This is a genomic window from Corynebacterium tuberculostearicum SK141 (assembly GCF_000175635.1).
GTDB lineage: Bacteria > Actinomycetota > Actinomycetes > Mycobacteriales > Mycobacteriaceae > Corynebacterium > Corynebacterium tuberculostearicum_C.
This window is the reverse complement of record NZ_ACVP01000001.1, coordinates 41453-63188: the sequence shown is the minus strand read 5'-3', so window position 1 is coordinate 63188 and position 21736 is coordinate 41453. Positions and strand designations below refer to the sequence as shown.

22 protein-coding genes are annotated in these 21736 nt (G+C 62.0%); 7 read left to right on the top strand and 15 right to left on the bottom strand.

Annotation, left to right across the window (positions count from 1 at the left end; translation table 11 throughout):
* Positions 1–202: 202 nt before the first annotated feature.
* Positions 203–790, bottom strand: a complete 588-nt coding sequence (locus CORTU0001_RS00300; RefSeq protein ID WP_005326461.1) for a YdcF family protein — start codon at positions 788–790, stop codon at positions 203–205.
* Positions 791–844: 54 nt separating this feature from the next.
* On the opposite strand from CORTU0001_RS00300, the gene CORTU0001_RS00295 reads away from it, so the two are divergent.
* Positions 845–2872 carry a TPM domain-containing protein gene (locus CORTU0001_RS00295; protein ID WP_034667790.1) on the top strand — a complete coding sequence of 676 codons (2028 nt, stop codon included), beginning with the start codon at positions 845–847 and terminating at the stop codon, positions 2870–2872.
* A 105-nt stretch (positions 2873–2977) separates the two neighbouring features.
* Here CORTU0001_RS00295 and CORTU0001_RS00290 read toward each other — a convergent pair whose 3' ends face one another.
* From CORTU0001_RS00290 to CORTU0001_RS00280, 3 genes are read right to left on the bottom strand one after another with little or no spacing between them, the layout of a single operon-like run.
* Positions 2978–3418 (bottom strand): hypothetical protein, encoded by a 441-nt coding sequence (locus tag CORTU0001_RS00290; protein WP_005326457.1) that lies wholly within the window; start codon positions 3416–3418, stop codon positions 2978–2980.
* Complete coding sequence (locus CORTU0001_RS00285; RefSeq protein WP_005326456.1) at positions 3418–3927, bottom strand: hypothetical protein; 510 nt, start codon at positions 3925–3927, stop codon at positions 3418–3420. The genes CORTU0001_RS00290 and CORTU0001_RS00285 overlap by 1 nt, the downstream gene beginning before the upstream one ends.
* Positions 3928–3929: 2 nt before the next feature.
* Positions 3930–5309 carry a glycine--tRNA ligase gene (locus tag CORTU0001_RS00280; protein ID WP_005326454.1) on the bottom strand — a complete coding sequence of 460 codons (1380 nt, stop codon included), beginning with the start codon at positions 5307–5309 and terminating at the stop codon, positions 3930–3932.
* Between the two features lie 184 nt (positions 5310–5493).
* On the opposite strand from CORTU0001_RS00280, the gene CORTU0001_RS00275 reads away from it, so the two are divergent.
* Positions 5494–5784, top strand: a complete 291-nt coding sequence (locus CORTU0001_RS00275) for an ArsR/SmtB family transcription factor (protein WP_005324221.1) — start codon at positions 5494–5496, stop codon at positions 5782–5784.
* Between the two features lie 70 nt (positions 5785–5854).
* Positions 5855–6274, top strand: a complete 420-nt coding sequence (locus CORTU0001_RS00270; RefSeq protein WP_005326453.1) for a Fur family transcriptional regulator — start codon at positions 5855–5857, stop codon at positions 6272–6274.
* 83 nt (positions 6275–6357) lie between these two features.
* On the opposite strand, the gene CORTU0001_RS00265 is transcribed toward CORTU0001_RS00270, so the two are convergent.
* From CORTU0001_RS00265 to era, 3 genes are read right to left on the bottom strand one after another with little or no spacing between them, the layout of a single operon-like run.
* Positions 6358–7113 carry an isoprenyl transferase gene (locus CORTU0001_RS00265; protein ID WP_005326452.1) on the bottom strand — a complete coding sequence of 252 codons (756 nt, stop codon included), beginning with the start codon at positions 7111–7113 and terminating at the stop codon, positions 6358–6360.
* Positions 7114–7123: 10 nt separating this feature from the next.
* Entirely contained in the window at positions 7124–7840 is a 717-nt protein-coding gene (gene recO, locus CORTU0001_RS00260) for a DNA repair protein RecO (protein WP_005326451.1), read from the bottom strand.
* Positions 7841–7846: 6 nt separating this feature from the next.
* The gene (era, locus tag CORTU0001_RS00255) at positions 7847–8884 is read right to left on the bottom strand and encodes a GTPase Era (RefSeq protein ID WP_005326450.1); all 1038 of its coding nucleotides are present in this window, start codon (positions 8882–8884) and stop codon (positions 7847–7849) included.
* A gap of 326 nt (positions 8885–9210) precedes the next feature.
* On the opposite strand from era, the gene CORTU0001_RS00245 reads away from it, so the two are divergent.
* Positions 9211–9600 (top strand): hypothetical protein, encoded by a 390-nt coding sequence (locus CORTU0001_RS00245; protein WP_005324208.1) that lies wholly within the window; start codon positions 9211–9213, stop codon positions 9598–9600.
* Between the two features lie 82 nt (positions 9601–9682).
* On the opposite strand, the gene CORTU0001_RS00240 is transcribed toward CORTU0001_RS00245, so the two are convergent.
* The 8 genes from CORTU0001_RS00240 to hemW form a co-directional block, all read right to left on the bottom strand.
* The gene (locus tag CORTU0001_RS00240; protein WP_005326447.1) at positions 9683–10699 is read right to left on the bottom strand and encodes a formamidase; all 1017 of its coding nucleotides are present in this window, start codon (positions 10697–10699) and stop codon (positions 9683–9685) included.
* A gap of 371 nt (positions 10700–11070) precedes the next feature.
* Positions 11071–11919, bottom strand: a complete 849-nt coding sequence (pdxY, locus tag CORTU0001_RS00235; protein WP_005326446.1) for a pyridoxal kinase PdxY — start codon at positions 11917–11919, stop codon at positions 11071–11073.
* 52 nt (positions 11920–11971) lie between these two features.
* Entirely contained in the window at positions 11972–12589 is a 618-nt protein-coding gene (gene ybeY / locus CORTU0001_RS00230) for an rRNA maturation RNase YbeY (protein ID WP_005326445.1), read from the bottom strand.
* On the bottom strand, positions 12586–13566 hold the full coding sequence (locus tag CORTU0001_RS00225; protein WP_005326444.1) for a PhoH family protein: 981 nt from the start codon (positions 13564–13566) through the stop codon (positions 12586–12588). The genes ybeY and CORTU0001_RS00225 overlap by 4 nt, the downstream gene beginning before the upstream one ends.
* Positions 13567–13589: 23 nt before the next feature.
* Positions 13590–14348 carry a 16S rRNA (uracil(1498)-N(3))-methyltransferase gene (locus tag CORTU0001_RS00220; protein WP_005326442.1) on the bottom strand — a complete coding sequence of 253 codons (759 nt, stop codon included), beginning with the start codon at positions 14346–14348 and terminating at the stop codon, positions 13590–13592.
* Positions 14348–15499 (bottom strand): molecular chaperone DnaJ, encoded by a 1152-nt coding sequence (gene dnaJ / locus CORTU0001_RS00215; protein ID WP_005326440.1) that lies wholly within the window; start codon positions 15497–15499, stop codon positions 14348–14350. The genes CORTU0001_RS00220 and dnaJ overlap by 1 nt, the downstream gene beginning before the upstream one ends.
* A 69-nt stretch (positions 15500–15568) precedes the next feature.
* Positions 15569–16618, bottom strand: a complete 1050-nt coding sequence (gene hrcA, locus CORTU0001_RS00210) for a heat-inducible transcriptional repressor HrcA (RefSeq protein ID WP_005324198.1) — start codon at positions 16616–16618, stop codon at positions 15569–15571.
* A 59-nt stretch (positions 16619–16677) separates the two neighbouring features.
* Positions 16678–17817: a radical SAM family heme chaperone HemW gene (gene hemW, locus CORTU0001_RS00205; protein WP_005326438.1), complete on the bottom strand. Its 1140-nt coding sequence runs from the start codon at positions 17815–17817 to the stop codon at positions 16678–16680.
* A gap of 147 nt (positions 17818–17964) precedes the next feature.
* Here hemW and CORTU0001_RS00200 point away from each other — a divergent pair, with 147 nt between their 5' ends.
* The 3 genes from CORTU0001_RS00200 to CORTU0001_RS00190 all read left to right on the top strand — a co-directional run bounded on the left by CORTU0001_RS00200 (position 17965) and on the right by CORTU0001_RS00190 (position 21518).
* Entirely contained in the window at positions 17965–19359 is a 1395-nt protein-coding gene (locus CORTU0001_RS00200; protein WP_005326436.1) for a hemolysin family protein, read from the top strand.
* Positions 19359–20417: a CNNM domain-containing protein gene (locus CORTU0001_RS00195; protein WP_005324190.1), complete on the top strand. Its 1059-nt coding sequence runs from the start codon at positions 19359–19361 to the stop codon at positions 20415–20417. The genes CORTU0001_RS00200 and CORTU0001_RS00195 overlap by 1 nt, the downstream gene beginning before the upstream one ends.
* A 228-nt stretch (positions 20418–20645) precedes the next feature.
* Positions 20646–21518: a hypothetical protein gene (locus tag CORTU0001_RS00190; RefSeq protein WP_005326434.1), complete on the top strand. Its 873-nt coding sequence runs from the start codon at positions 20646–20648 to the stop codon at positions 21516–21518.
* Positions 21519–21736 lie beyond the last annotated feature (218 nt).

Here is a 21736-nt window from a genome sequence, read left to right as displayed (position 1 = left end):
AGAGTTGATAGAGAATAGCGGACTACTTTTCCTGCCTAGCTTCACAGATAGGTTTTCCAGTTTTAACACGCTTTCCTCCTGAGGCTTCGTAGCATTTCAGCGCTGACCAACATGGCTCGGTGTTATTTCCTGATGTAGCGGAAAAGAAACCCTTTTCCCCTAGAAATGTTTCGTCAGCCTGCAGAATATCATGCGATCTTTCTTATCGCCGTGGAAAAGTATCCCTATCTTCCTGCTGAATCGTCTGATGCCGCAGCTTCTGATTGGGCCGCAGCACTTGCTCCACGCGGTAGAAACCATTGCGCAGCGCCGCAGCGCCGCGCGGCGGCAAAAGGCCGGCCACCAACGCATAGGCTACGCCACCCGTTTCGTGGGCAAGGTAGCGCCACCAGGGCTTAGAAAAGCGCGCGGCCGGGTAGTACGGCGTGCCGGAGACGGTGGCCGTGATGCCCTCTTGGCGGGCGATGAGTGCGGTGCGCAGGCGGTGGAGGGGATCGGTGATGATGGTGGCGTCGGAAAGCGCGAAGGCTTCCTTGACTGCGCTGAGGGAGCTGCGGGTATCCATGCCCTCCTCCACCGCGTGCACGGTCAGGTGCGGGAAGTGCTCGCGCAGGTAGGTGCGGCCGACGCCGGCCTCCGTGAACCTATCCCCGGGCAGCTTGCCGCCCACGGTAATAACCTCCAGTCCCTCAGCTGTGGCGAGCTCACCGGCGTGGCGCAGGCGGCCGGCCAGGATGCGGGAGGGGCGGCCATCGTATTGGGCGGTTCCTAAAACAATTGCGTACTTCACTGCCCCACTACATTACCTGCCGGAGGGCTAAGCTAAGCCGGTAAAGTGGTGGGCATGAATTTGAGTGCACGTTTGGGCCGCGCGGCCATTGCCGCTTTCATTTTGGGCTGCACCTCCCTCGGTGCGGGGTCTGCCTTCGCCGCCGAGACCACCACGGTGGCGCAGGGCGCCGGTACGGCGACCCTCACGGAGAAGGTTACCGATGATGCGGGCGTATTAAGCACGCAAGAAAAGGCCGAGCTCAGGGAGAAGATTGGCCAGCTGCAAAAGGACGAGCACTTGACGCTCTTTGTCTATATCACCGATGAGCTGGGCACGGATCCAGAGACTTTTGCCGGCCAGGCGGTCAAGGACAAGGGCCCGAATTCCGCGGTCTATGTGCTATCCATCAATGACCGCAAGATGGGCGTGCAGGCCGGCGATGCATGGCCCAAGGGCCGGCTGGACCAGATGTATGACGCCGCTTATGACAAGCTGGCCAGCGACGAGTACGGCGCTTCGGCCCTCGCGCTTGCCGACGCCGCCCTGGGCAACTCCGCTTCAAATAGCTCCGCCTCCGACTCCTCTGGCCTAGCGTGGCTGGGCGGTGGCGCGGCCGCCATCGTCGCCGCCGGCGGCGGAATCATGTACTACTCGCGCCGCAACACCAAGAAGAATAATGCGCAGACGCTGGAGTCTGCCCGCGAGATTGCCCCGGACGATACTGATCAGTTAAACCGCCTGCCGCTGGAGACTTTGGACCAGCTGGCCCAAGAGGAGTTGGTCTCTACCGATGAGTCCATCCGCCGCGGCAAGGAAGAGCTCAATATCGCGCTCTCCGAGTTCGGCCCAGAGCGCGTGCGCCCCTTTACCAAGGCGATGAACCACTCCACTTCTACCCTGCAAAAGGCCTTCCACCTGCGCCAGCGCCTGGATGATGCCGTGCCGGAATCCCCGGCCGAGCGCCGCCAAATGCTGGTAGAAATCGTCTCCTCCTGCGGCCAGGCCGATGATGCCCTGGACGCGCAGGCAGAGGAGTTTGCCAAGATGCGCGATCTGCTCATCCACTCCGATGAGAAGCTGGATGAGCTCACTCAGCGCACCGTGGGCCTGCGCGCCCGCCTGCCGGAGGCCGAGTCCACGCTGGCTGGCCTGAAGTCCAACTATGACGAGCACGTGCTCTCCTCCATTGCCGATAACCCCGAGCTTGCCGCCGCTTCGCTCGATGAGGCCGAGAAACTGCTCGACAAGGCCCGTGGGGTCCAGGCCCAGCCGGCCGGCCAGCAGGGCCCGCTGGTGGGACTTATTCGCGATATCGAGCACGCCTGCGAGATGACGGATCGCCTCATTTCCGGCGTGGAAAATGCCGAGGAAAATATCGCCACCGCCCGCGGCAACCTCGAGGCGCTTATCGCCGAGGTCGAGGGCGAGATCAACGAGGCCCGCGAACTTGAACGGCAAGGCAAGGCCCAGGGAACCACCGCGGATTGGGACAAGCTCGAGGATCTGCTCGGCCGCGCCGGCAGCGCCGTAGATGAGGCCAAGGCCCACGGCCAACAGGATCCGTTGGGCCAGCACACCGCGCTGACCTCCATCGATACCGAGCTAGATGAGGCGCTCGACCGCGTGCGCGAGAAGACCTCCACGCACGCGCGCCAGCTAGACCTCTTCCGCCAGCAGATTTCCGTGGCGGAATCCAATATCCAGGCCGCAGAAGACCTCATTTCCTCCCGCGGTCGCATCATCGGCTCGGGTGCGCGCACCGCGCTTGCCGACGCCAAACGTCTCCACGCCCAAGCCCTCCACACCGAGCGCAACGATATCCGCGCCGCGCTGCAGTCCTCCCGCGAGGCAGTGGCCGCGGCTCAGGCGGCGCTGCAGCGCGCCAAGGATGACATGGACGAACACCGTCGCCGCCAGCAGCGCCAACAGATGGGCAATGCCGCCAATAACATCGTCACCGGCGTGGTCATCGGCCAGATGCTCAGCGGCGGCCGCGGCTTCGGCGGCGGTTTCGGCGGCGGCTTCGGTGGAGGCAGCTTTGGCGGCGGAGACTTCGGCGGCGGTGGCGGCGGAGGCGGCTTCCGCGGCGGCTCCTTCTAGCCCGCCCTTCCCGCCTAGACCGCCTCACGGCCCGGCAGCCCGCCAGACGGACCGGCAGCCCGGCTCTAGGCTCGCGCGCGTGGCCCGACTTCCCGGGGCGCTGGGCTAGGTGCGGAGGGAGCGCGGGGTGGCGTCGAGAAGCGCGCAGGCGTAGCTCAAGAACATGGCGTCGAGCTCCGGCAGCTCGCCCACGCTCACGCGCAGGCCATCGCCGGCCGGCGCGGTGCTGGCAACCTCGGCGCCTGTGCCGCGGGCCACGATGCGGCGCTCGCGGCGGAAGGGGTTGCGGCGCTCGAGAAGGTACTCGCGGTCGGCGCAGGTCGCGCGCAGGCGGGTGACGGTAATCCCGGCCTGGGTGACCGAGAAGTCCTCGCCCGCGGCGGTCTGCGCGCGCAGGAAGAACCGCGGGGAGGAAGAATCCAGCGAGGATTCTAAGGTGAGGCGCTCGCCGGCCGTGGTGGCAAGCACACCGTCGCGCACGGAGGCAAGCTCGTGCCCCTCGGCGTTGGTGAGAGCGCCCGCGCGCCAGGTCCACTGGATAGGCATTAGAGGACGAATAGCGCGACGAGGGCGACGATGGACGCCAGGACCAAGGTGATGATCCACGCCCAGGCTTTGCCCTGGGTATTGGCATCCAGGATGACGCGGGTAAACCAGCTCAGACCGGCGATTTCCGCGGTGGTCAGGCCCTCGGCATCGTGCTCGAATTCGAGGATGGCCTTGCGCACGCCGGAATTGCGGGCGGTGAACTGCCCTACCTTTTCATCATCGACGTCATCGATGATCCAGTCGCCGCTGTTTTCGTTGATGAAGGTGAAGGTACGGCCGTTGAGCGATGCCTCTAGGCGCTTATCGCGGCCGGGGCGGCCGGCGAGGCGGTAAATGGAGCCGTCGGCAAGTGTGGCAGAGGCGCCAAGGTCACTGACCTCGGTACGCCAGAAGTGGCCGTCCACCTCCGCGGAATGCTCCGAGAATACGCCCAGCTGCTCCGGGCCTTCCTCGGCCAAGAGCACGGGCTTTGCGCGGTCGGAGCGATCCCAGCTGGTGTAATGCATTACTAGCACCCAATCAGGCGGGCGGCGAGGTAAGCCTCGAGGTCATCGAGCTTCACGCGCTCCTGCTCCATGGTGTCGCGCTCGCGCACGGTCACGGCATCGTCCTCGAGGGTGTCGAAGTCGAAGGTGACGCAGAACGGGGTGCCGATCTCATCCTGGCGGCGGTAGCGGCGGCCGATGGCGCCGGAGACGTCAAAGTCCACGTTCCAGTGTGCGCGCAGCTTATCGGCCAGCTTACGGGCGGGCTCAGAGAGCTCTTCCTTCTTGGACAGCGGCAGTACGGCCACCTTGATCGGTGCCAGGCGGCGGTCCAGGCGCAGGACGACGCGCTTATCGGTGCCGCCCTTGGCGTTCGGAGCCTCTTCCTCGTCGTAGGCATCCACCAGGAAGGCCATCATAGAACGGCCCAGGCCGGCGGCCGGCTCGATGACGTACGGAATCCAGCGCTCGTCATTGGCCTGGTCGTAGTAGGACAGGTCCTCGCCCGAGCCCTTGGCGTGGACGGACAGGTCATAGTCCGTGCGGTTGGCCACGCCTTCCAGCTCGCCCCACTTGGAGCCCTTGAAGCCAAAGGCGTACTCCACGTCCACGGTGCGCTTGGAGTAGTGGGAGAGCTTTTCCTTCGGGTGCTCGTACAGGCGCAGGTTTTCTTCCTTGATGCCCAGGTCCACGTACCAGTTGTAGCGGTCATCAATCCAGTACTGGTGCCACTCTTCGTCCTCGCCCGGCTTGACGAAGAACTCCATTTCCATCTGCTCGAACTCGCGGGTACGGAAGATGAAGTTGCCTGGGGTGATCTCGTTGCGGAAGGACTTGCCGATGTTCGCGATGCCAAACGGCGGCTTCATGCGCGAGGAGGTCATCACGTTCTTGAAGTTAACGAAGATGCCCTGTGCGGTTTCCGGACGCAGGTAGTGCAGGCCTTGCTCATCGTCCACCGGGCCCAGGAAGGTCTTGAGCAGACCGGAGAAGGCCTTCGGTTCGGTCCAGTCACCCGGCTGGCCGGTTTCTGGGTCATTGATATCTGCCAGGCCGTTTTCTGGCTCGTGGCCGTGCTTTTCCTCGTAGGCCTCAATAAGGTCGTCGGCACGGTAGCGCTTGCCGGTGTGGCGGGATTCCACCAGCGGGTCAGAAAAGACCTCGACGTGACCGGAGGATACCCAGACCTGACGCGGCTGGATGACGGAGGTATCTACGCCCACGACGTCTGCGCGGGACTGCACCATGTGGCGCCACCACTGGCGCTTGATGTTTTCCTTGAGCTCTACACCAAGAGGGCCGTAGTCCCACGCGGAGCGGGAACCGCCGTAAATTTCACCTGCCTGGTAGACCAAGCCGCGGCGCTTACACAGGTTTACAACGGTATCGATGACGGATGCCATAAGTTTTCGGACTCCTCTGGTAGGGGACAGTCTTGACAATCTCGTTCAGTCTAACCCGAAGCGCTTCCCGGCGGTGGGATTGGGGCATGAATTTAATCTGAAATAAATACAACGTATTGCAAGTATCGGGTAATATAAGGGTAACCGACAGGTAATAGGTATTTAATTGAAGGTGACATTCCCTATGACGACCACTTACAAGGCCCCAAATACTTCTGCGGCTGCCGGCGTTATCGCTGCCCTTGATTCGCCCCTACGCATCGCAATCATCTCCCGCTTGGCCGAGCGCGATCACTTTGTCCATGAGCTGGTCAAGGCCACCGGCAAGTCCCAGCCCCTTATCAGCCAGCACCTGCGCGTGCTCAAGCAGGCAGGCATCGTGGACTCCGAGCGCAGCGGCCGCGAGGTAACCTACTCGCTCATTGCGCCGCGGGTTTTGGACCTGCTTGCCGACGCCGCCAAGATCGCCTCCTAGCCCCTCCCCTCCTGCATAAAAAGCCGCCTGACTGTGCAGTTATTGAAAAAGCACTGATAATATTGAGGGCATGGCTTTACACGACAGTATTCCCAAGCTAGGCGCGCGCAATACCAAACAGCGCACCGCAGTGGTTGAGGTACTGCGGGAAATGGAGAAATTCGCCTCCGCCAAGGAGATCTACCACGAGCTCCAAGAACGTGAGGAAAAGGTGGGCCTGACCACCGTGTACCGCACCCTGCAGTCCCTGACCGATATCGATGCGGTGGACGCCCTCCACATGCCCAATGGCGAAACCCTGTACCGCCATTGCGATACCGATGCCCACCACCACCACTTGGTATGCACCAAGTGTGGCCGCACCGAGGAGATCGACGGCGGCCCGATTGAAAAGTGGGCCACCTCCGTAGCGAAGGAGTATGGCTTCGAGCTCACCGGCCACGATGCCGAGGTCTTTGGCATCTGCAGCGACTGCGCCGCCTCTGCCTAATCGCGCTCGCGCTTCCCCTCAGGGTCGCCCCTCCCCCTCACCTCAGCCTCCAGTTTCCGGCGGCTGAGGTTTTTCTTTTTGCGCTACTTCTTCACGCCACCGAAGCGGCGGTCGCGCCGCGCATACTCCTCGATGGCGGCGAAGAGGTCCTCCGGAGTGAAGTCCGGGAAGAGTTTGTCTTGGTAAATCATCTCCGCGTAGGCGGACTGCCAGAGCAGGAAGTTTGAGGTGCGCTTCTCACCGGACGGGCGCAGGAAGAGATCCACGTCCGGCATGCTCGGGTCATAAAGATGCTGCGCGATGGTTTCTTCCTTGATATCGCGCGGGTTGAGCTCGCCTGCGGCCACCTGCTTGGCGATGTCCCTAAAGCCATCCACCAGTTCTGCCCTACCGCCATAGTTCACGCACATGGCCAAGGTCATCTTGGTATTGTCCTTGGTCAGCTCCTGGGCGGCCTCGAGCTCCTTAATAACCGAGCGCCACAAGCGCGGGCGGCGGCCGGCCCACACCACGCGCACGCCGCGCTCATTGAGCCACTCGCGCTGGCGGCGCAGCACGTCGCGGTTAAAGCCCATGAGGAAGCGGACCTCTTCAGGGCTGCGGCGCCAATTCTCGGTGGAGAAAGCATAGGCCGAAAGGTAGGGAACGCCGGCGGCAAGGCAGGCATCGACGACGTCAAGAAGCACGGCTTCTCCGCGCCTATGCCCCTCGGTGCGCTTCATACCTTTCTCCTGGGCCCAGCGGCCGTTGCCGTCCATGACCAGCGCAATATGGCGCGGCATGAACTCATCCGGAATATTCGGCGGGGTCAAAGTGCGGTTCGGGTCTGGCGTAATCACGGGCTATATTCTACTGCTCCATAACCTGCAATGCGGAAACATTGCGCTCCATGTGCCACTGCAGGTGCGCCCGCGCTAGGCGGTGCCCCTCCTGCTTCTGCGCATTCGTCGGATTCGTCGGGTGATTATGCGCCAAAAGCCACAGGTGGTGCAGGGTTTCCGGGTCTACCTCCGCAGCACCTGGCGGCCGACATTCGTGGCACGCCGCGCCGCCGGCAGCCGGGTGGAAAGCGTGGTGCGGGCCGGGCCGGTTGCACTGGGCGCAGTTGAAGAGGCTCGGCGCCCAACCGGCATGCGCCATCGCCTGGAGCAAGAAGGCATCCAGCGCCATGGTCGGATCCGCGGTTTGCAGCTGCTCCAAGGTCGCGGTGACGGATTCGTAGAGGTAGGGGTCATGGGCGGCGTCGGCAAACGCAAGGCGCTCGGCCGATTCCAGCACCGCGCACGCGGCCGTGTAGCGCTCATAGTCCTCGATGAGGCGCGCGCCAAAGTAGTCGACCGTATCCGCCTGAGAAATGGTGGCTAGATTCTTGCCCACATACAGCTGGACATCAAGGTTGACGAAGAGCTGCAGGCGCGAACCAAAGCGTGATTTTGCCCGGCGCACGCCTTTGGCCACCGCGCGCACGAGGCCGTGATCGCGGGTAAGCAGGACGATGACGCGATCGGCCTCACCAAAGTCGTAGGTGCGGATGACCACTGCGCGGTCACGATAGTTCTCGCGCATAGTGGTTTAGAACCCGAGTCTACCCAGCGACTTCGGGTCAGACTGCCAATTCTTCAGCACCTTGATGCGCAGATCCAGATACACGTTGTGGCCGAGCAGCTCGATGATCTCCTTGCGGGCATTGCCCACAATGCGACGGAAGCGCAGGCCATCCTTGCCCTCAATAATGCGCTTTTGGCCGGGGCGCTCCAGGTACAAAATGGCATGGATATCCAGCACGCCCTCACGGGTGCGCGACGGCAGCATCTCATCCACCTGCACCGCCACCGAGTGCGGCAGCTCCGCCTTCAAGCCAGACAGGGCGGCTTCACGAATGAGTTCCTCGATGCGCTTTTCCTGGCCCTCATCGGTGATGTGGTCATCCGGGTAGAACTTCGGGCCTTCCGGCAGGTGATCCACGATGACCTGCACTAGCTCATCCAGTTGCACACCCTCCTTGGAGGAAACCGGGATGACTACCGCATTCGGGTCATCCTGGGAGAGCAGCTCGTGCAGGGCCAGCAGCTGCGCGCCAACCTGATCTTTGCTGGCCTTATCCAGCTTGGTGACGATACCGATGATCGGGGTCTTTGGCGCGATGCTGCGCACGTTTTCCAGGATCCAACGGTCACCCGGGCCAATCTTTTCATCAGCCGGGATGGTCAGGCCGATTACATCCACATCGGCATAGGTGTCTTTGACTACCTCGTTGAGGCGCTCGCCCAGAAGGGTCCGCGGGCGGTGCAGGCCCGGCGTATCCACGACGATGACCTGGGCATCATCGCGGTGTACCAAACCGCGAATGGTGTGGCGGGTGGTCTCCGGCTGGTCCGCGGTGATCGCAATCTTCTGCCCCACCAGGGCATTGGTCAGGGTGGACTTGCCGGTATTCGGACGCCCAACAAAGGATACGAAGCCTGAGCGGAATCCCTCCGGGGTATCGGTGTATTGCGAATAATCAAGCGGGACTGCCGTATTCTCGGCGCCTTCCGGCACGGCATCATCGGGGTCTTCTGGCAGACCCTCGAATGCCGCATCAAACTGTGCATCAAAATCAGAACTCATTACCCGCAATAATAGCCCACAGAGTCAAGATCTCCGATTAGTTCGCGGCCAATTCGCACCGGTGAAGCGGCATAGGACTAATCTATGGAGAAACCTCTTCTCTCCAGCGCATACCGCGCTCACTCTCCGAAAGGCTCCTCATGCCCCGCAAATCCCCTGCCCTACTTTTGGGCGCTGCCCTTACTCTCATCCTTTCCGCATGCTCCTCGCCTAATTCCGAGTCACCCGCCGAGACGAGTACTAGTTCTTCGGCTACCTCTTCTTCATCCGCCACCAGTTCTTCAAGTACGGCCTCTTCTGCCGCTACCATCAGCAGCGAAGAGAGCATGGCGGAAGAACCTGCAAAAAGCGCCGCTCCTGAGCCGGAGACCCAGCCTCAAACCGCGGCTGCCGAGCCGGAGCTGCTGTATTGCGATCCGGGAAATTTGACCATCATCGGTACATTTTCCGACGGCACGCAAAGGCCCACAGAGCTATGCGATACTCCCGCTCATCGCCGATCTGCACGCGCAGAAGGAGTGTGCGGCAGTCTAGACGGACGATATAAGTACCCCGAAGAATGGGCCGAGCTGTGCAATGGAGGCCTTCCGCCTTCAGATTCAGATTCGTTGAATGACTATGGCGACGTAGATGCTGGATACACGCCAGAGTCCGACGCAGTGTTAGATACGCCAGCCGATGCCGATACTGGTGCGGTAGAAGGCTACGAGTATTAGCGGGAAAGACCGCACGCTGGACAACGCCAAAGCCCTGCGCCCGTCGAAACGGGTGCAGGGCTTGCCGCTAAATTAGTGAAGCTTACTTAAACTCATCCGGCAGCGGTCCAAGCTGCGGGCCGTCCGGGTAGTACTTCCAGCCATCCTTGATGCGGACGTCGTCAGCCCACGGCAGCTTATACTTGCCCTTAGCCAAGTCCTCGACCCAGGTGAGATAGTTGTCGGTCTTGCCGCCGGGGTAGCCCACGTATCCGCGGTTGCCCAGGTTGAAGATGTTGTTTTCTAGGCCCCAATTGATACGGGCCTTGTCAGCCAACTCTGGGAAGATTTCGGCGGTGACGATCTCGCCGGGATTGCGGTGGCCCTCAGAAATCATGTGGCCGTCGTAATTGCAGACGTTACCTTCACCGAAGTAGTAGAAGGTGTTGTCGTAGCCAGCCAAGTTTACGGATGCGGTGTACATCAGGTTCTGGAAGGCATTCGTCTTATTGGTCATGATCCACTGATCCTGGGTCTGTGTGGAGTAGCCAGAGATGCGGATATAAACGTTGGCGCCCTTGTATGCAGCCTCGCGAGCAAGCTCAGGGAACATGCCATCGTGGCAAATGTTCACGGCAAGCTTGGAGCCCTTCGGGCCGTCGCAAACCGGCATGCCCAGATCGCCCGGGTACCACGGTTCGATAGGAGTCCACGGCTGGAGCTTGCGGTAGTGCAGCGCAATTTCACCATCGGAGTTGATGATGATGGCGGTATTAAATGGCGGCTTTCCTTCCTCATGGTTTGGTTCCATGATGGAGAAGACGCCCCACACGTCATTTTCCTTACAAGCCTGCTTGAACTGATCTACCTTGGGATCATCGAGTCCAATGAGGAATTCATCATAGGACCAAATCTTGGTGTTGAGACCGGAGGAAGAATATTCCGGGAAAACAATAAGGTCGAGGTCTGGGTAACCGGCCTTGGTGGAACCCACCATGCGGCAGATTTCGTCCACGCTAGCCTGGACGTCTTCCGGGGTATTGACCACCGGAACGGGATACTGAATGAGGGCCATCAACAGGCCGTCGGGGGATGCGCTGATGCTGCCGGTGCTGGACATGGTGGACTCCTATCGCAAAGTAGATGATGTGACGGGAGCCATATTACTGGCGTTTTGGTAGTACGTCACACTATTCGCCCTGAGAAGTAGTCTCGTATATGAGACTCATCGTGAGCCGCCTTTGATGAAATAAGAGAGCCGAACTGAGGGGAAGGTTTACTCAGCTCGGCCGAAACTCGATAGACCTAGGGGGCGTAGGTGCGGGTTCTTAAGGGAGCAGAGGAGAAAAGTCCAAGGTGATCGGGCCGAATTGAGGGCGAAAAGGCCGATCTGAGGGGTACTTTCCCTCAGATCAGCTCGATCAGAATGGACCTAGCTTTAGTAGGCCAAACTTCACGGAGCCCAACGCGCGAGAGCGGGCCCCGCAGGGTTTAAAGCTCCTCGGCGTCGAACTGCATGCGCGGGTGAGCGAAGACGTCCTGCGCCTGAATGAGGCGGAGCTCGGCAGACTCGGCCTCATAGGTGTTTTCCAGCAGGTCATAGACGGAGGAGGCGGTGCGGCGCAGGGACTCCTTGACGTCGCTGGTCTCGGTGTAGTGGCCGGTAAACAAGGCGGCGGTGACGTCGCCGGAACCATTGCGCTTAAACGGCAATAGAGGCGTGGACACGAGGAAGGCGCGGTCGCCGTCGACGGCAAGCATCTCCACCTGGTCTTCAGGGGTCTCAGGGCGCTTAACGGAGGTAACCAGCACGGTCTTCGGTCCGATTTCCTGCGCCTTCTTTACTGCGGCGAGGGTCTGATCAAGTGTGCCGACCTCGGAATCGGTGAGGTAGCCCAGCTCAAACTGGTTGGGGGTGATGATATCGGCGACGGGCACGACGCGGTCGCGCAAAAGCGGCGGGATCTCATCGGAGACGAAGCAGCCGGACTTGGCATTGCCCATTACAGGGTCGCAGGCGTAGAGGGCTTTGGGGTTGGCAGCCTTGATGCGGCGGACGGTTTCCACGATGGCGTCGGCAATGTCGGCGCCGCCCTGGTAGCCCGAAAGGATGGCGTCGATCTGCGGGAAGGCGCCGCGCTTTTCAATGCCATCGATGATGGAGGTAACGTCGCTGGCTGGAATCATCGGTCCGCCCCAGTCGCCGTAGCCGGTGTGGTTAGAGAAATTCACCGTGTGGACCGGCCATACCTCATGGCCGGCGCGCTGCAGGGGAAAGACGGCCGCGGAGTTGCCAACGTGGCCGTAGGTGACGTGGGACTGGATGGAAAGGATAGTCATAGCTACCCATTGTGCTACGCTGCCCGCGCGCTCACCAAGGAAAAGACAAAAATTATTCCTCGGGGCGATCTTGTGGCTCGCCCACCGCAGGGATTCCGCCGCCGGGAACCTGCTTGTCTAGGTTGGCGCGCTCGGCAGCGTCAGGAAAAGCCTTCGGGCCAGAAGGCTTGGGCTGATAGGAAACGCCGCGCTCGGCTGCGTCGTCGTACCAATCCGCGAGCAGCTCGTTTTGGCGGCCAAACATTTCCTTCTCCTCGGCCGGGGTGGAGTGGTCATAGCCCAGCAGGTGCAGGCAACCATGGACGGTAAGCAGGGCCAGCTCGTGGCCTAGGGAGTGGCCGGCGGCCTCCGCCTGGCGCAGGGCAAACTCGGGGCACAGGACGATATCGCCCAGCATGGCCGGGCCCGGGTCGGCGGCATCGGGGCGGCCGCCACCGGCGATGGCGCCAGGGGTGAGCTCATCCATGGGGAAGCTCATGACATCGGTGGGGCCTTCCAGATCCATCCAGCGCACGTGGAGATCCTCAATGGTCTTCAAATCCACGCAGGTGATTGTGCACTCGGCATCGGGGTTGATGTCCATCGCGCCGAAGGCATAAGAGGCGACGTCAATCAGCATCTCCTCGTTGACGCCTTCGAAGCCGGATTCATTGAGAAACTCGATACTCATTCCATTCCCTCGTATTCAGCGGCTTTCTTATTATCAAAGGTCTCGTACGCATTGACGATGCGCCCGACCAGCTGGTGGCGCACCACGTCCTTGGAGCCCAGGTCCGCGAAGTGGATATCATCCACGTTGCGTAGGATGCGGCGCACGATGCGCAGGCCCGAGACCTGGCCGTGTGGAAGGTCTACCTGCGAGATATCGCCGGTGACCACAATCTTGGAACCAAAGCCCAGACGGGTGAGGAACATCTTCATCTGCGCCGGCGTGGTGTTTTGGGCCTCATCAAGGATGACAAAGGCATCGTTCAACGTGCGGCCGCGCATATAGGCCAGCGGGGCGACCTCGATGATGCCGGCCTCCATGAGCTTCGGAATCATTTCTGGGTCGAGCATGTCCCGCAGGGCGTCATAAAGCGGGCGCAGGTACGGATCAATCTTGTCATTGAGCGTGCCCGGCAAAAAGCCGAGCTTCTCCCCTGCTTCCACGGCCGGACGAGTGAGAATGATGCGCGAGACCTGCTTGGTCTGCAGCGCCTGCACGGCCTTGGCTACCGCCAAGTAGGTCTTGCCGGAACCTGCCGGGCCGATACCAAAGACCACCGTATTATCGTCGATGGCCTGCACGTATTCAGACTGGCCCACCGTCTTCGGGCGGACGGCCTTGCCGCGGCGCTTAACGATGTCCGCCGCCAGCGCCGCCGATACCGACTGCGGCGCCTCCACGGCCACCATGTCCATGGTGTGCTTGACCGTATCGGTGGACACGGCGTGGCCGCGGCGGGCGATGGCCTCGAGCTCATCGAGGATCTTGGCGGCACGGGCCACCTCATAATCGGGACCGGTGACGGTAACGACATTGCCGCGGGCAAAAAGGTCCGCATCCAGGCGGTTATTGAGCACGCGCAGGTTATCGTCCGCACTACCCAGCACGCTGCTGACGTAGGCGGAATCTAGCTCACATTTCTTCGTGATGATAGGCACGTGCTTTAGGCTACCAGCGCCGCCTACCAACGCTCGGTGCGCATGCCGATTGCCGCCAGCGCCACCATTGCCGCACTCGCCGTGCGCAGCACTTCCGGGCCGAGCTTGATGGGTGTGGCGCCGGCTTCTTTGAGGCGATCGAGCTCGGCGTCGCCAATGCCGCCCTCGGGGCCAACGAGCAGGACGACGTCCTCTGTGAGCGGCACGTCTTTGATGGAGGCGGTAGCCTCTTCGTGCAATACGAGCACTGTGGGTGCGTTGGAGGAAGCGCCGTCGCGGCGACCGGTGAGCTCTTGAACGAGCTGCGGGGTGGTCAGCGGGCCGCGCACCTGCGGGATGCGGGCGCGGCGGGATTGCTTGGCCGCGGAATCGGCGGCCGCCTGCCATTTGGCCACCGCCTTCGGCGCCTTCTTACCGTCCCATTTAGCCACGCAGCGATCCGCCTGCCAGGCGATGATCTCATCGGCGCCGGCTTGGGTGGCGAGATCCACGGCGAGCTCGGCGCGTTCGGACTTCGGGATGGCCTGCACCACGGTTACGCGCGGCGTGGGCTCGGGCGCGGTGTCGATGGAGTCGACCGTGCCCTCCAAAGAGTCCTTGCCCGAGGTGGCGGTGATGGTGAGGGTGAGGCGGGTACCGGTGCCGTCGATAAGCTCGAGGCGCTCGCCCTCCCCCATGCGCTTGACCGTCACGGCATGGCGGGCCTCCGGGCCGGAAAAGCTAAAGGCCTCGCCGGTGCGCGCGGCGGAAAGATCCGGGTGGATGAAGACGGGCAGGGACATTAGCGGCGGAACTTATCGCGGATGCGGCTGAAGAAGGATTCCTCTTGGCCGTCGCCGGTGGTGCGCACGCGCGCGCCCTCGTCGCGGGAGTTGCGGATCTTCTCCAGGGACTCGCGGGTCTTGCGGTCCAGGTCCTTCGGCACAACGACGTCCACGTGGGCAAAGAGGTTGCCATAGCCATCGGTGCGCAGGCGCGGCATGCCGGCACCATCGACCTTGATGGACTCGCCCGGCTGGGTGCCCGGCTCGATGTCGATGGTGAGCTCTTCGCCATTGAGCTGGTCGATGGTGAAGTTGGTGCCCAAGGCGGCATCAATCATCGGCACGCGCACGGTGAGGTTCAGGTCATCGGCGTTGCGCTGGAAGACGGGGTGCTCCTCCGTGTGGACCTCGACGTAGAGGTCGCCGGCTGGGCCGCCGCCGTGGCCGACCTCGCCCTGGGAGGCCATGCGGATGCGCATGCCATCATTGATGCCGGCCGGGATATTCACGGTGAGATCGCGGCGCTTCTTCACGCGGCCATCGCCGGCGCAGTGGTTGCACGGATCGGTAATGACCTCGCCAAAGCCCTGGCACTTCGGGCACGGACGGGTGGTCATGACGTTGCCCAAGAAGCTGCGCTGCATCTCCTGGATTTCACCCATGCCATTGCAGTTATCACAGGTAACCGGCTTGGCCTTGGACTCGGAGCCGGTACCGCCACAGCTATCGCACAGCACGGCGGTATCCACGGTGACCTTCTTCTTCAGGCCGGTGTAGGCCTCCTCAAGGGTGATGCGGGTGCGCAGCAGGGCATCGTTGCCCGGCTGGACGCGGGACTTCGGGCCGCGGGAACCGCCGGCACCGCCGCCGAAGAACTCGGCGAAGATATCGCCGAGGCCGCCGCCACCGAAGCCGCCAAAGCCACCGGCGCCGGCACCGCCGCCACCCTGCTCCATGGGGTCGCCGCCCATGTCCACGATCTGGCGCTTTTGCGGATCCAGCAGGACCTCCTGGGCCAGCGCGGCATCGCGGAACTTTTCCGCGGCAGCGTCATCATCCGGGTTCAGATCCGGGTGATACTTGCGGGCCATTTTGCGGTAGGCCTTTTTAATCTCCTGGTCAGTTGCGTTTTTATCAACACCGAGGATGCCGTAATAGTCACGAGCCACTGTAAGAGATATTCCTTCTAATTCGTCTTGTTGGGGTTAACTTGAAAAAATAATGCGCGGCCAGCCAGTTTACTCGCACTGCTCGCCGGCCAAAATTTCGCTCACATACCGTGCAACGGCAGAGACCTTAGAAATTGTTCCCGAGTAATCCATAAAGGTAGGCCCCACCACGCCAAGGCCGCCCAGCGTGGCCACCTCATCGCCCGTGCCCAGTCCGTAGCCCGTGGCCACCACGGAGGCTTGGCGCAGCTGGTCTTCCTCGTTTTCCTCACCGATAACCACGGAGACGTTGCCCAAATCGGGCACGCGGGCGAGCAGCTTGAGGACGACGACCTGTTCCTCTAGCGCCTCAATAATCTTGGGTAAACCTTCTGGAAACTCGCGCGCCACGCGCGTGAGATTGGAGGCGCCGGCCATAATCAGCCGGTCGGAGGGCTGTTCCACTAGGGTCTCGATGAGCGTGGTGGCCACCTTGAGTACGTGGTGTCGGATATCCAAGGGGGCGTCGTCGACAAGGTGGGCGAGCTCCACGGAGGCGTCGGTAAGCGTCTTGCCCACCAGCGCGCTATTGACGATGTCGCGCAGGCGGAAGGTCTGGTCCTGGTCGATGATTTCATCGAGCTCCACATTGCGCTGGTCCACGCGGCCGTTATCGGTGATAAGCACCAGCAGCAGGCGCACCGGGGACAGCGCCACGACCTCGCAGTGCTTGACGCGCGAGACCTTGAGATTGGGCAGCTGGACGACGGCCGCCTGCTTCGTCACCTGCGCCAGTAGCTGCACCGAGCGGCGCAGCACATCCTCCAGGTCGACGCCGCCTTCCAAGAAGTTGAGCATCGCGCGGCGCTCCGGGGCCGAAAGCGGCTTGACCTCGTGGAGGGAGTCCACAAAGTGGCGGTAGCCCTGCTGGGTGGGCACGCGGCCTGAGCTGGCGTGCTGCTGGGAGATAAGGCCCTGGGATTCGAGCACGGCCATGTCATTGCGGATGGTGGCCGAGGAAACTCCCAGCTGGTAGCGCTCTAGCAGCGACTTAGAGCCAACCGGCTCCTGGGAGGCAATATAGTCCGCCACGATGGCGCGCAGGACTTCCTTGCGGCGGGCATCGGTTGAGGTAGACACTATGGCGCTCCTATTCGCTTGGCTATTTCACGTGCTTTCAAGTTTAGACGCGAGGGGGATTAGGTTTCTTCGGCGACGAGGAGATCGGTGATGATGCCATCGGCTAGTAGACGGCCGGGCTTGGTGATGCGTACGCGATCACCGGCGCGCTCGAGCAGACCGCGGCCGATGAAGCGCTCGAGGGCCGGGGCAGCGTGGGTATCGAGCCAGGCCTCCGGGATGCCCTCGCGCAGGCGCAGGCCGAGCATGATTTTCTCCATGTGGCGGTCGGCCTCAGTAAGCGTTTCGGTTTCCTTAATGGGCAGCTCTCCGCGGCCGAGGGTGTCGATATAGCGCGAGGGATGTTTGACGTTAAAGAAACGCTCGTTGCCCAAGTGCGAGTGGGCACCGGGGCCTGCGCCCCACCAGTTGCCATCTACCCAGTAGATGCGATTGTGCTCGCACTCGCCACCGGGCTTGGACCAGTTGGAGACCTCGTACCACTCGAAGCCTTCAGACTCGAGGGTGGAGGAAATCATCTCGTAGCGCCGGGCTAGCACGTCCTCGTCCGGTGCGGGCAGGATACCTTTATTGACCTTGCGCGCCATGCGGGTGCCGTCTTCTACGATGAGCGAATAGGCGCTGACGTGGTCTACGCCGGTTTCTAGCACTCGGTCGAGCGTCTCGCGCACGTTGTCATCGGTTTCGGTGGGCGTGCCATAGATCATGTCCAGGTTGACGTGCTCGAAGCCGGCGGCTCGGGCCTCGCGGGCGGCGTCAAAGGCGCGGCCGGGGGTATGGGCGCGCTCGAGGACCTGGAGAACGCCCGGGGATGCGGACTGCATGCCGAGGCTGATGCGGGTATAGCCGGCGTCGGCAAGCTGGGCAAAATACTCCGGTGAGGTGGACTCCGGGTTGGATTCGGTGGTGACCTCCGCCCCAGGCTTCAGGCCGAAGGTGGAACGGACGGTGTTCAGGATGCGGCTCAGGCCCTGCCCTCCCAGCAGCGAGGGCGTGCCGCCGCCAATGAAGACGGTCTCGGCCGGGCGGCCCACGCGCGCGGCCGCCAATTCCAGCTCGCGGTCCAAGGCATCCAGGTAGGGCCCGGTGAGATCGCGCGGGCTGCCAAGCTCGCCCGGGGTATAGGTATTGAAATCGCAATACCCGCAACGAGTGGCACAGAAAGGAACGTGGATATACAGCCCGAAGGGTTCAGTCATGGATAAAACTCTAATAGAGCAGGAACAAAATGGCCGAAAGCGGGGTTGAGCATGTAGTATGTTTCCATCTTCCCAAGTAGAAAGGCACCCTCAGTGGAACCTCCGAGTCGATGTCCCTACCTCCTTCTAGGCGGTGGGGAGTAAATCATGTTATCGGCTATTTTGATGATTCTGGCCGGCTTCGTAGTCATTGGCCTCATCATCGTCGCGAACGCATACTTCGTGGCCCAAGAATTTTCCTTTATGTCCGTGGACCGCACACAACTGCGGACCCAGGCTGCTGAGGGGGATAAGACAGCCCAACGCGCGCTGGCTATTACTCAGCAGACCTCTTTTATGCTCTCGGGCGCGCAGCTCGGTATTACGATTACCGGCCTGCTCATCGGCTATGTGGCCGAGCCGCTCGTGGGCCAGGGACTGGGTACGTTGCTTGGCGGCGTCGGCGTTCCGTCCGCAGTGTCAGTCACCGTTGGTACCATCGCGGCACTTTTCATCTCCACGATTGCGACGATGCTTTTTGCGGAGCTCTTCCCCAAGAACTACACCATCGCCGCACCGATGAAGACGGCGCGCTGGCTGGCCGCCTCCACGCAGCTCTACCTGCGACTATTTGGCTGGCTCATCCACTTCTTTGAGTACTCCTCCAATGCCATCCTCAAGGTCTTTGGCATCGAACCAGTAGAAGACGTGGACTCCTCCGCCACCGCCGATGACCTGGAATCCATCGTGGATTCCTCCCATGAGGCCGGCGATCTGGATGAAAATACCTACATGGTGCTAGACCGCCTGCTGGACTTCCCCGAGCACGATGTTGAGCACGCCATGATCCCGCGCTCCCGCGTGGACGTCATTGACCCGGACACCACCCTTGGTGAGGTCCGCGAGATGATGTCTACCGACCACACGCGCTACCCCGTCATCGACGATGAGCACAATCCAGTCGGCGTGGTGCATCTTATCGACGTCCTGGGAAGCGACCTGCCCGCCGCCACCAAGGCCACCAGCATCATGCAGGAGGCCGTCGTGGTCCCTGAGTTGATGCCACTGCCGGATGTGGTGGAAGAGCTGCGCGATAGCGACCAGAAGATGGCGTGCGTCATCGATGAATACGGCGGCTTTGTAGGCATCGTGACCATGGAGGACTTGGCCGAGGAAATCTTGGGCGATGTCACCGATGAGCACGATATCGAAGAAACCGAGGAAATCACCGAGCAGGACGATTCCCACTGGGTGGTGGATGGCGATACGCCGATTGATGAGATCGAGCGCGCCATCGGCCACGACCTGCCTGAAGGCGACTTTGAGACTGTCGCCGGCCTCGTCATTGCCCACTCCGGTGCGCTGCCTGAGGTAGGCGAGGAACACACCATCCAGCTCGAGGCCGAACCCGATGACTGGGTTGACCACGATGAGGCGCCCGTCCGCTCCCTCCGCCTGCGCGTGCAAGAGGTGGACCGCCACGTACCGTCCGTGCTCGCCATCGAGTTGGTGGAGGATTACTCCGACCACTCCGATGATGCCGATAAGAAGGAGGATGCATAATGACCGAATCGTGGTGGTTTAACCTCCTCGTTACCCTCCTTATCATCGCCGCTTCCGGCTTCTTTGTGATTATCGAGTTCTCCTTGATGGGCGCTCGCCGCAACCGTTTAGAAGAGGATGCGGAAAACTCCCGCACCGCCCGCGCCGGCCTGCGCTCGCTCAATGAGCTGACCATCATGCTCGCCGGCGCGCAGCTGGGCATTACCGCCGCCACCTTTGTGCTCGGTGCTGTAACCAAGCCCTGGGTGCACCACCTGCTCATGGCACCACTAGAAGCCGCGGGACTGCCGCTGGGCATTGCCGACGTCGTCAGCTTCCTCCTCGCCCTCTTCATCGTTACCTTCCTCCACCTCGTACTCGGTGAGATGGCGCCGAAGTCTTGGGCCATTACCCACCCGGAGACCGCCCTGCAGTTCATCGCGGTCCCCGCACGTGGCTTCGTGTGGATCTTCCGCCCGCTGCTGAAGTGGATCAACGTCATGGCCAACAAAATGGTGTCCCTGGCTGGCGAAGAACCCGTCGACCGCGCCGGTGCGGCCGGCTACGACGCTGAGACTCTGCGCACCTTGGTCGAGCACTCCCGCGAGACCGGTGCTCTGGATGATGAGTCTGCCAACCAGATTTCTGATGTCATCGAGTTGGAAAACTCCACCGTGGGCGCCATGGCCCGCGAGCACGGCTCGGAGGTAGTGCCCCTGCCTTCCGACGCCACCGTGGAGGACCTCCAAGACCTCGTCGTACGCAAGAACATCATGCGCGTGCTGGTCTTCCCCAAGGACTCCCGAGTCCCCCGCGTGGTCCACGTGCGCGATACCTTGCTGGCAGAACCAGAAACCCCGGTTCTCGAGTTCTCCCGCCCTGCCCTGTCCGTGTCTTCTTCCACCACCGTGCAAAAGACTCTGGACCATATGCGCGCTCGCAACGAGCAGCTCGTCATGGTGGGCAAGGCTGATAAAGACAACGCCGTGTGGATCCTCACCTGGGACGACATTATGGGCCAACTATGGCCGCAGATTACCGAGCAGCTAGATAAGGTCACCCCTCCCCCAGCCGTCTAGTTCCTGCCGCGACCTCGCCCGCGCCCGTGCCCGCTTCATTGTGGCCGGCGCGGGCTTTGTCGTTTTTGCTCCCACGCGCAAGGGATGTTGCCCCCGACTGTGGATAACTGTGGCCGTAACTTTCCCAGCCGCCACTTCGCTCACTCGCCTTTCCCCGCGTCGTTGTTATCCACAGGCCCGGCCGCCACCTCCTCGCGCCGGCCGGCGGCGTGTCCTTGCCTAGGAGGCATGACACCACCACTGACCAATATCGACTCCATCCGCACCAACCACCCCACCTTTTGGACCGACCTGAAAAACGGCACCTACCTCAAACTCGCACCACGCATCGCCGTCCGGCGCGATCACTACCACGACCTCAACTTTCCCTCCCAGCTGCGCCTACGCGCCATCGCCGCCGCCCGCAGCGCCTATACCGCGGTGCTCATCTCCAAGTCCGCCGCCCGCGTGCACGGGCTGTGGGTCATCGCCACGGCCGAAGAAAAGATTGAAATGGCGCTTCCCACCAACACGCTTCCCCACAAGGACCGCCGCCATCCCGAGCGCATCTACCGCAAAGCTTTACTTCCCGAGCCCGTCCTCGTGGACGGCACCCGCTGCGTTTCCAAGGCCCGCGCGGTTATCGACGTCGCCCGCTACCACGGCTTCACCGACGGCCTCATCGCCGCCGACTCGGCTTTGCGCTCCGGCCTCAGCCGGGAAGACCTCAAGGAAGAGTTCGCCCGCATGGGCCGGGTGCGCAATAGCCGCATCGTCCGCTCCGTAATCCACCACGCCTCTTCCCTTTCCCGCTCTCCCTACGAGTCTTTCGCCCGCGCCCTCCTCATTGAGGCCGATTTCCCCTGGCCCATGTTCTTCGAGGCGCCCTTCACCGCGCTGCCTGGCATCACGACCGCCCTATGCATCAACAGCGCCTACCTCATCGACATCATCCCCGCGAAGGCACTTCGCCATCAGCATGAGCGCCACCGACGTCTGCGCGAGGCTGGCTTCACCGTCCTCTGCTATACCCCGCGACAGCTCATCGACCGCCCCACTCGTTTCCTAACCGACCTCATTTCCACCATCTCCGCCAGACAAAAAGCCGCCCGTTCTGCCTAAGTCCACGCTTCCTGCCTCCCGCCATCCTCTACCCCGCCGCCCTTCGCGCTCACCAGCGGTGCTTTCGCCGCGGAGTCGGCTGCGCCGGTGAGCGCGAAGGGCGGGTAATGGCGAATGCCTTGCAAGAGAACCCACCGAGACTTCGCCCGCAATAAGAAAAAGCCTCCGCGAGCGCATGCTCGCGGAGGCTCTACTACTTCCAGCTAATGCCTCAACAG

What these genes read in the sequence shown, in the direction of transcription:
- CORTU0001_RS00240 (WP_005326447.1), bottom strand. Translation starts at nt 10,699, where the DNA reads ATGTCCAGCACCGGCAGCATCAGCGCATCCCCCGACGGCCTGTTGATG.
- CORTU0001_RS00220 (WP_005326442.1), bottom strand. Translation starts at nt 14,348, where the DNA reads ATGTCCCTGCCCGTCTTCATCCACCCGGATCTTTCCGCCGCGCGCACC.
- CORTU0001_RS00270 (WP_005326453.1), top strand. Translation starts at nt 5,855, where the DNA reads ATGGCTTTACACGACAGTATTCCCAAGCTAGGCGCGCGCAATACCAAA.
- CORTU0001_RS00280 (WP_005326454.1), bottom strand. Translation starts at nt 5,309, where the DNA reads ATGGCATCCGTCATCGATACCGTTGTAAACCTGTGTAAGCGCCGCGGC.
- CORTU0001_RS00285 (WP_005326456.1), bottom strand. Translation starts at nt 3,927, where the DNA reads ATGCATTACACCAGCTGGGATCGCTCCGACCGCGCAAAGCCCGTGCTC.
- ybeY (WP_005326445.1), bottom strand. Translation starts at nt 12,589, where the DNA reads ATGAGTATCGAGTTTCTCAATGAATCCGGCTTCGAAGGCGTCAACGAG.
- CORTU0001_RS00295 (WP_034667790.1), top strand. Translation starts at nt 845, where the DNA reads ATGAATTTGAGTGCACGTTTGGGCCGCGCGGCCATTGCCGCTTTCATT.
- hemW (WP_005326438.1), bottom strand. Translation starts at nt 17,817, where the DNA reads ATGACTGAACCCTTCGGGCTGTATATCCACGTTCCTTTCTGTGCCACT.
- CORTU0001_RS00245 (WP_005324208.1), top strand. Translation starts at nt 9,211, where the DNA reads ATGGCGGAAGAACCTGCAAAAAGCGCCGCTCCTGAGCCGGAGACCCAG.
- pdxY (WP_005326446.1), bottom strand. Translation starts at nt 11,919, where the DNA reads ATGACTATCCTTTCCATCCAGTCCCACGTCACCTACGGCCACGTTGGC.
- era (WP_005326450.1), bottom strand. Translation starts at nt 8,884, where the DNA reads ATGAGTTCTGATTTTGATGCACAGTTTGATGCGGCATTCGAGGGTCTG.
- recO (WP_005326451.1), bottom strand. Translation starts at nt 7,840, where the DNA reads ATGCGCGAGAACTATCGTGACCGCGCAGTGGTCATCCGCACCTACGAC.
- CORTU0001_RS00200 (WP_005326436.1), top strand. Translation starts at nt 17,965, where the DNA reads ATGTTATCGGCTATTTTGATGATTCTGGCCGGCTTCGTAGTCATTGGC.
- CORTU0001_RS00290 (WP_005326457.1), bottom strand. Translation starts at nt 3,418, where the DNA reads ATGCCTATCCAGTGGACCTGGCGCGCGGGCGCTCTCACCAACGCCGAG.
- CORTU0001_RS00195 (WP_005324190.1), top strand. Translation starts at nt 19,359, where the DNA reads ATGACCGAATCGTGGTGGTTTAACCTCCTCGTTACCCTCCTTATCATC.
- CORTU0001_RS00275 (WP_005324221.1), top strand. Translation starts at nt 5,494, where the DNA reads ATGACGACCACTTACAAGGCCCCAAATACTTCTGCGGCTGCCGGCGTT.
- CORTU0001_RS00190 (WP_005326434.1), top strand. Translation starts at nt 20,646, where the DNA reads ATGACACCACCACTGACCAATATCGACTCCATCCGCACCAACCACCCC.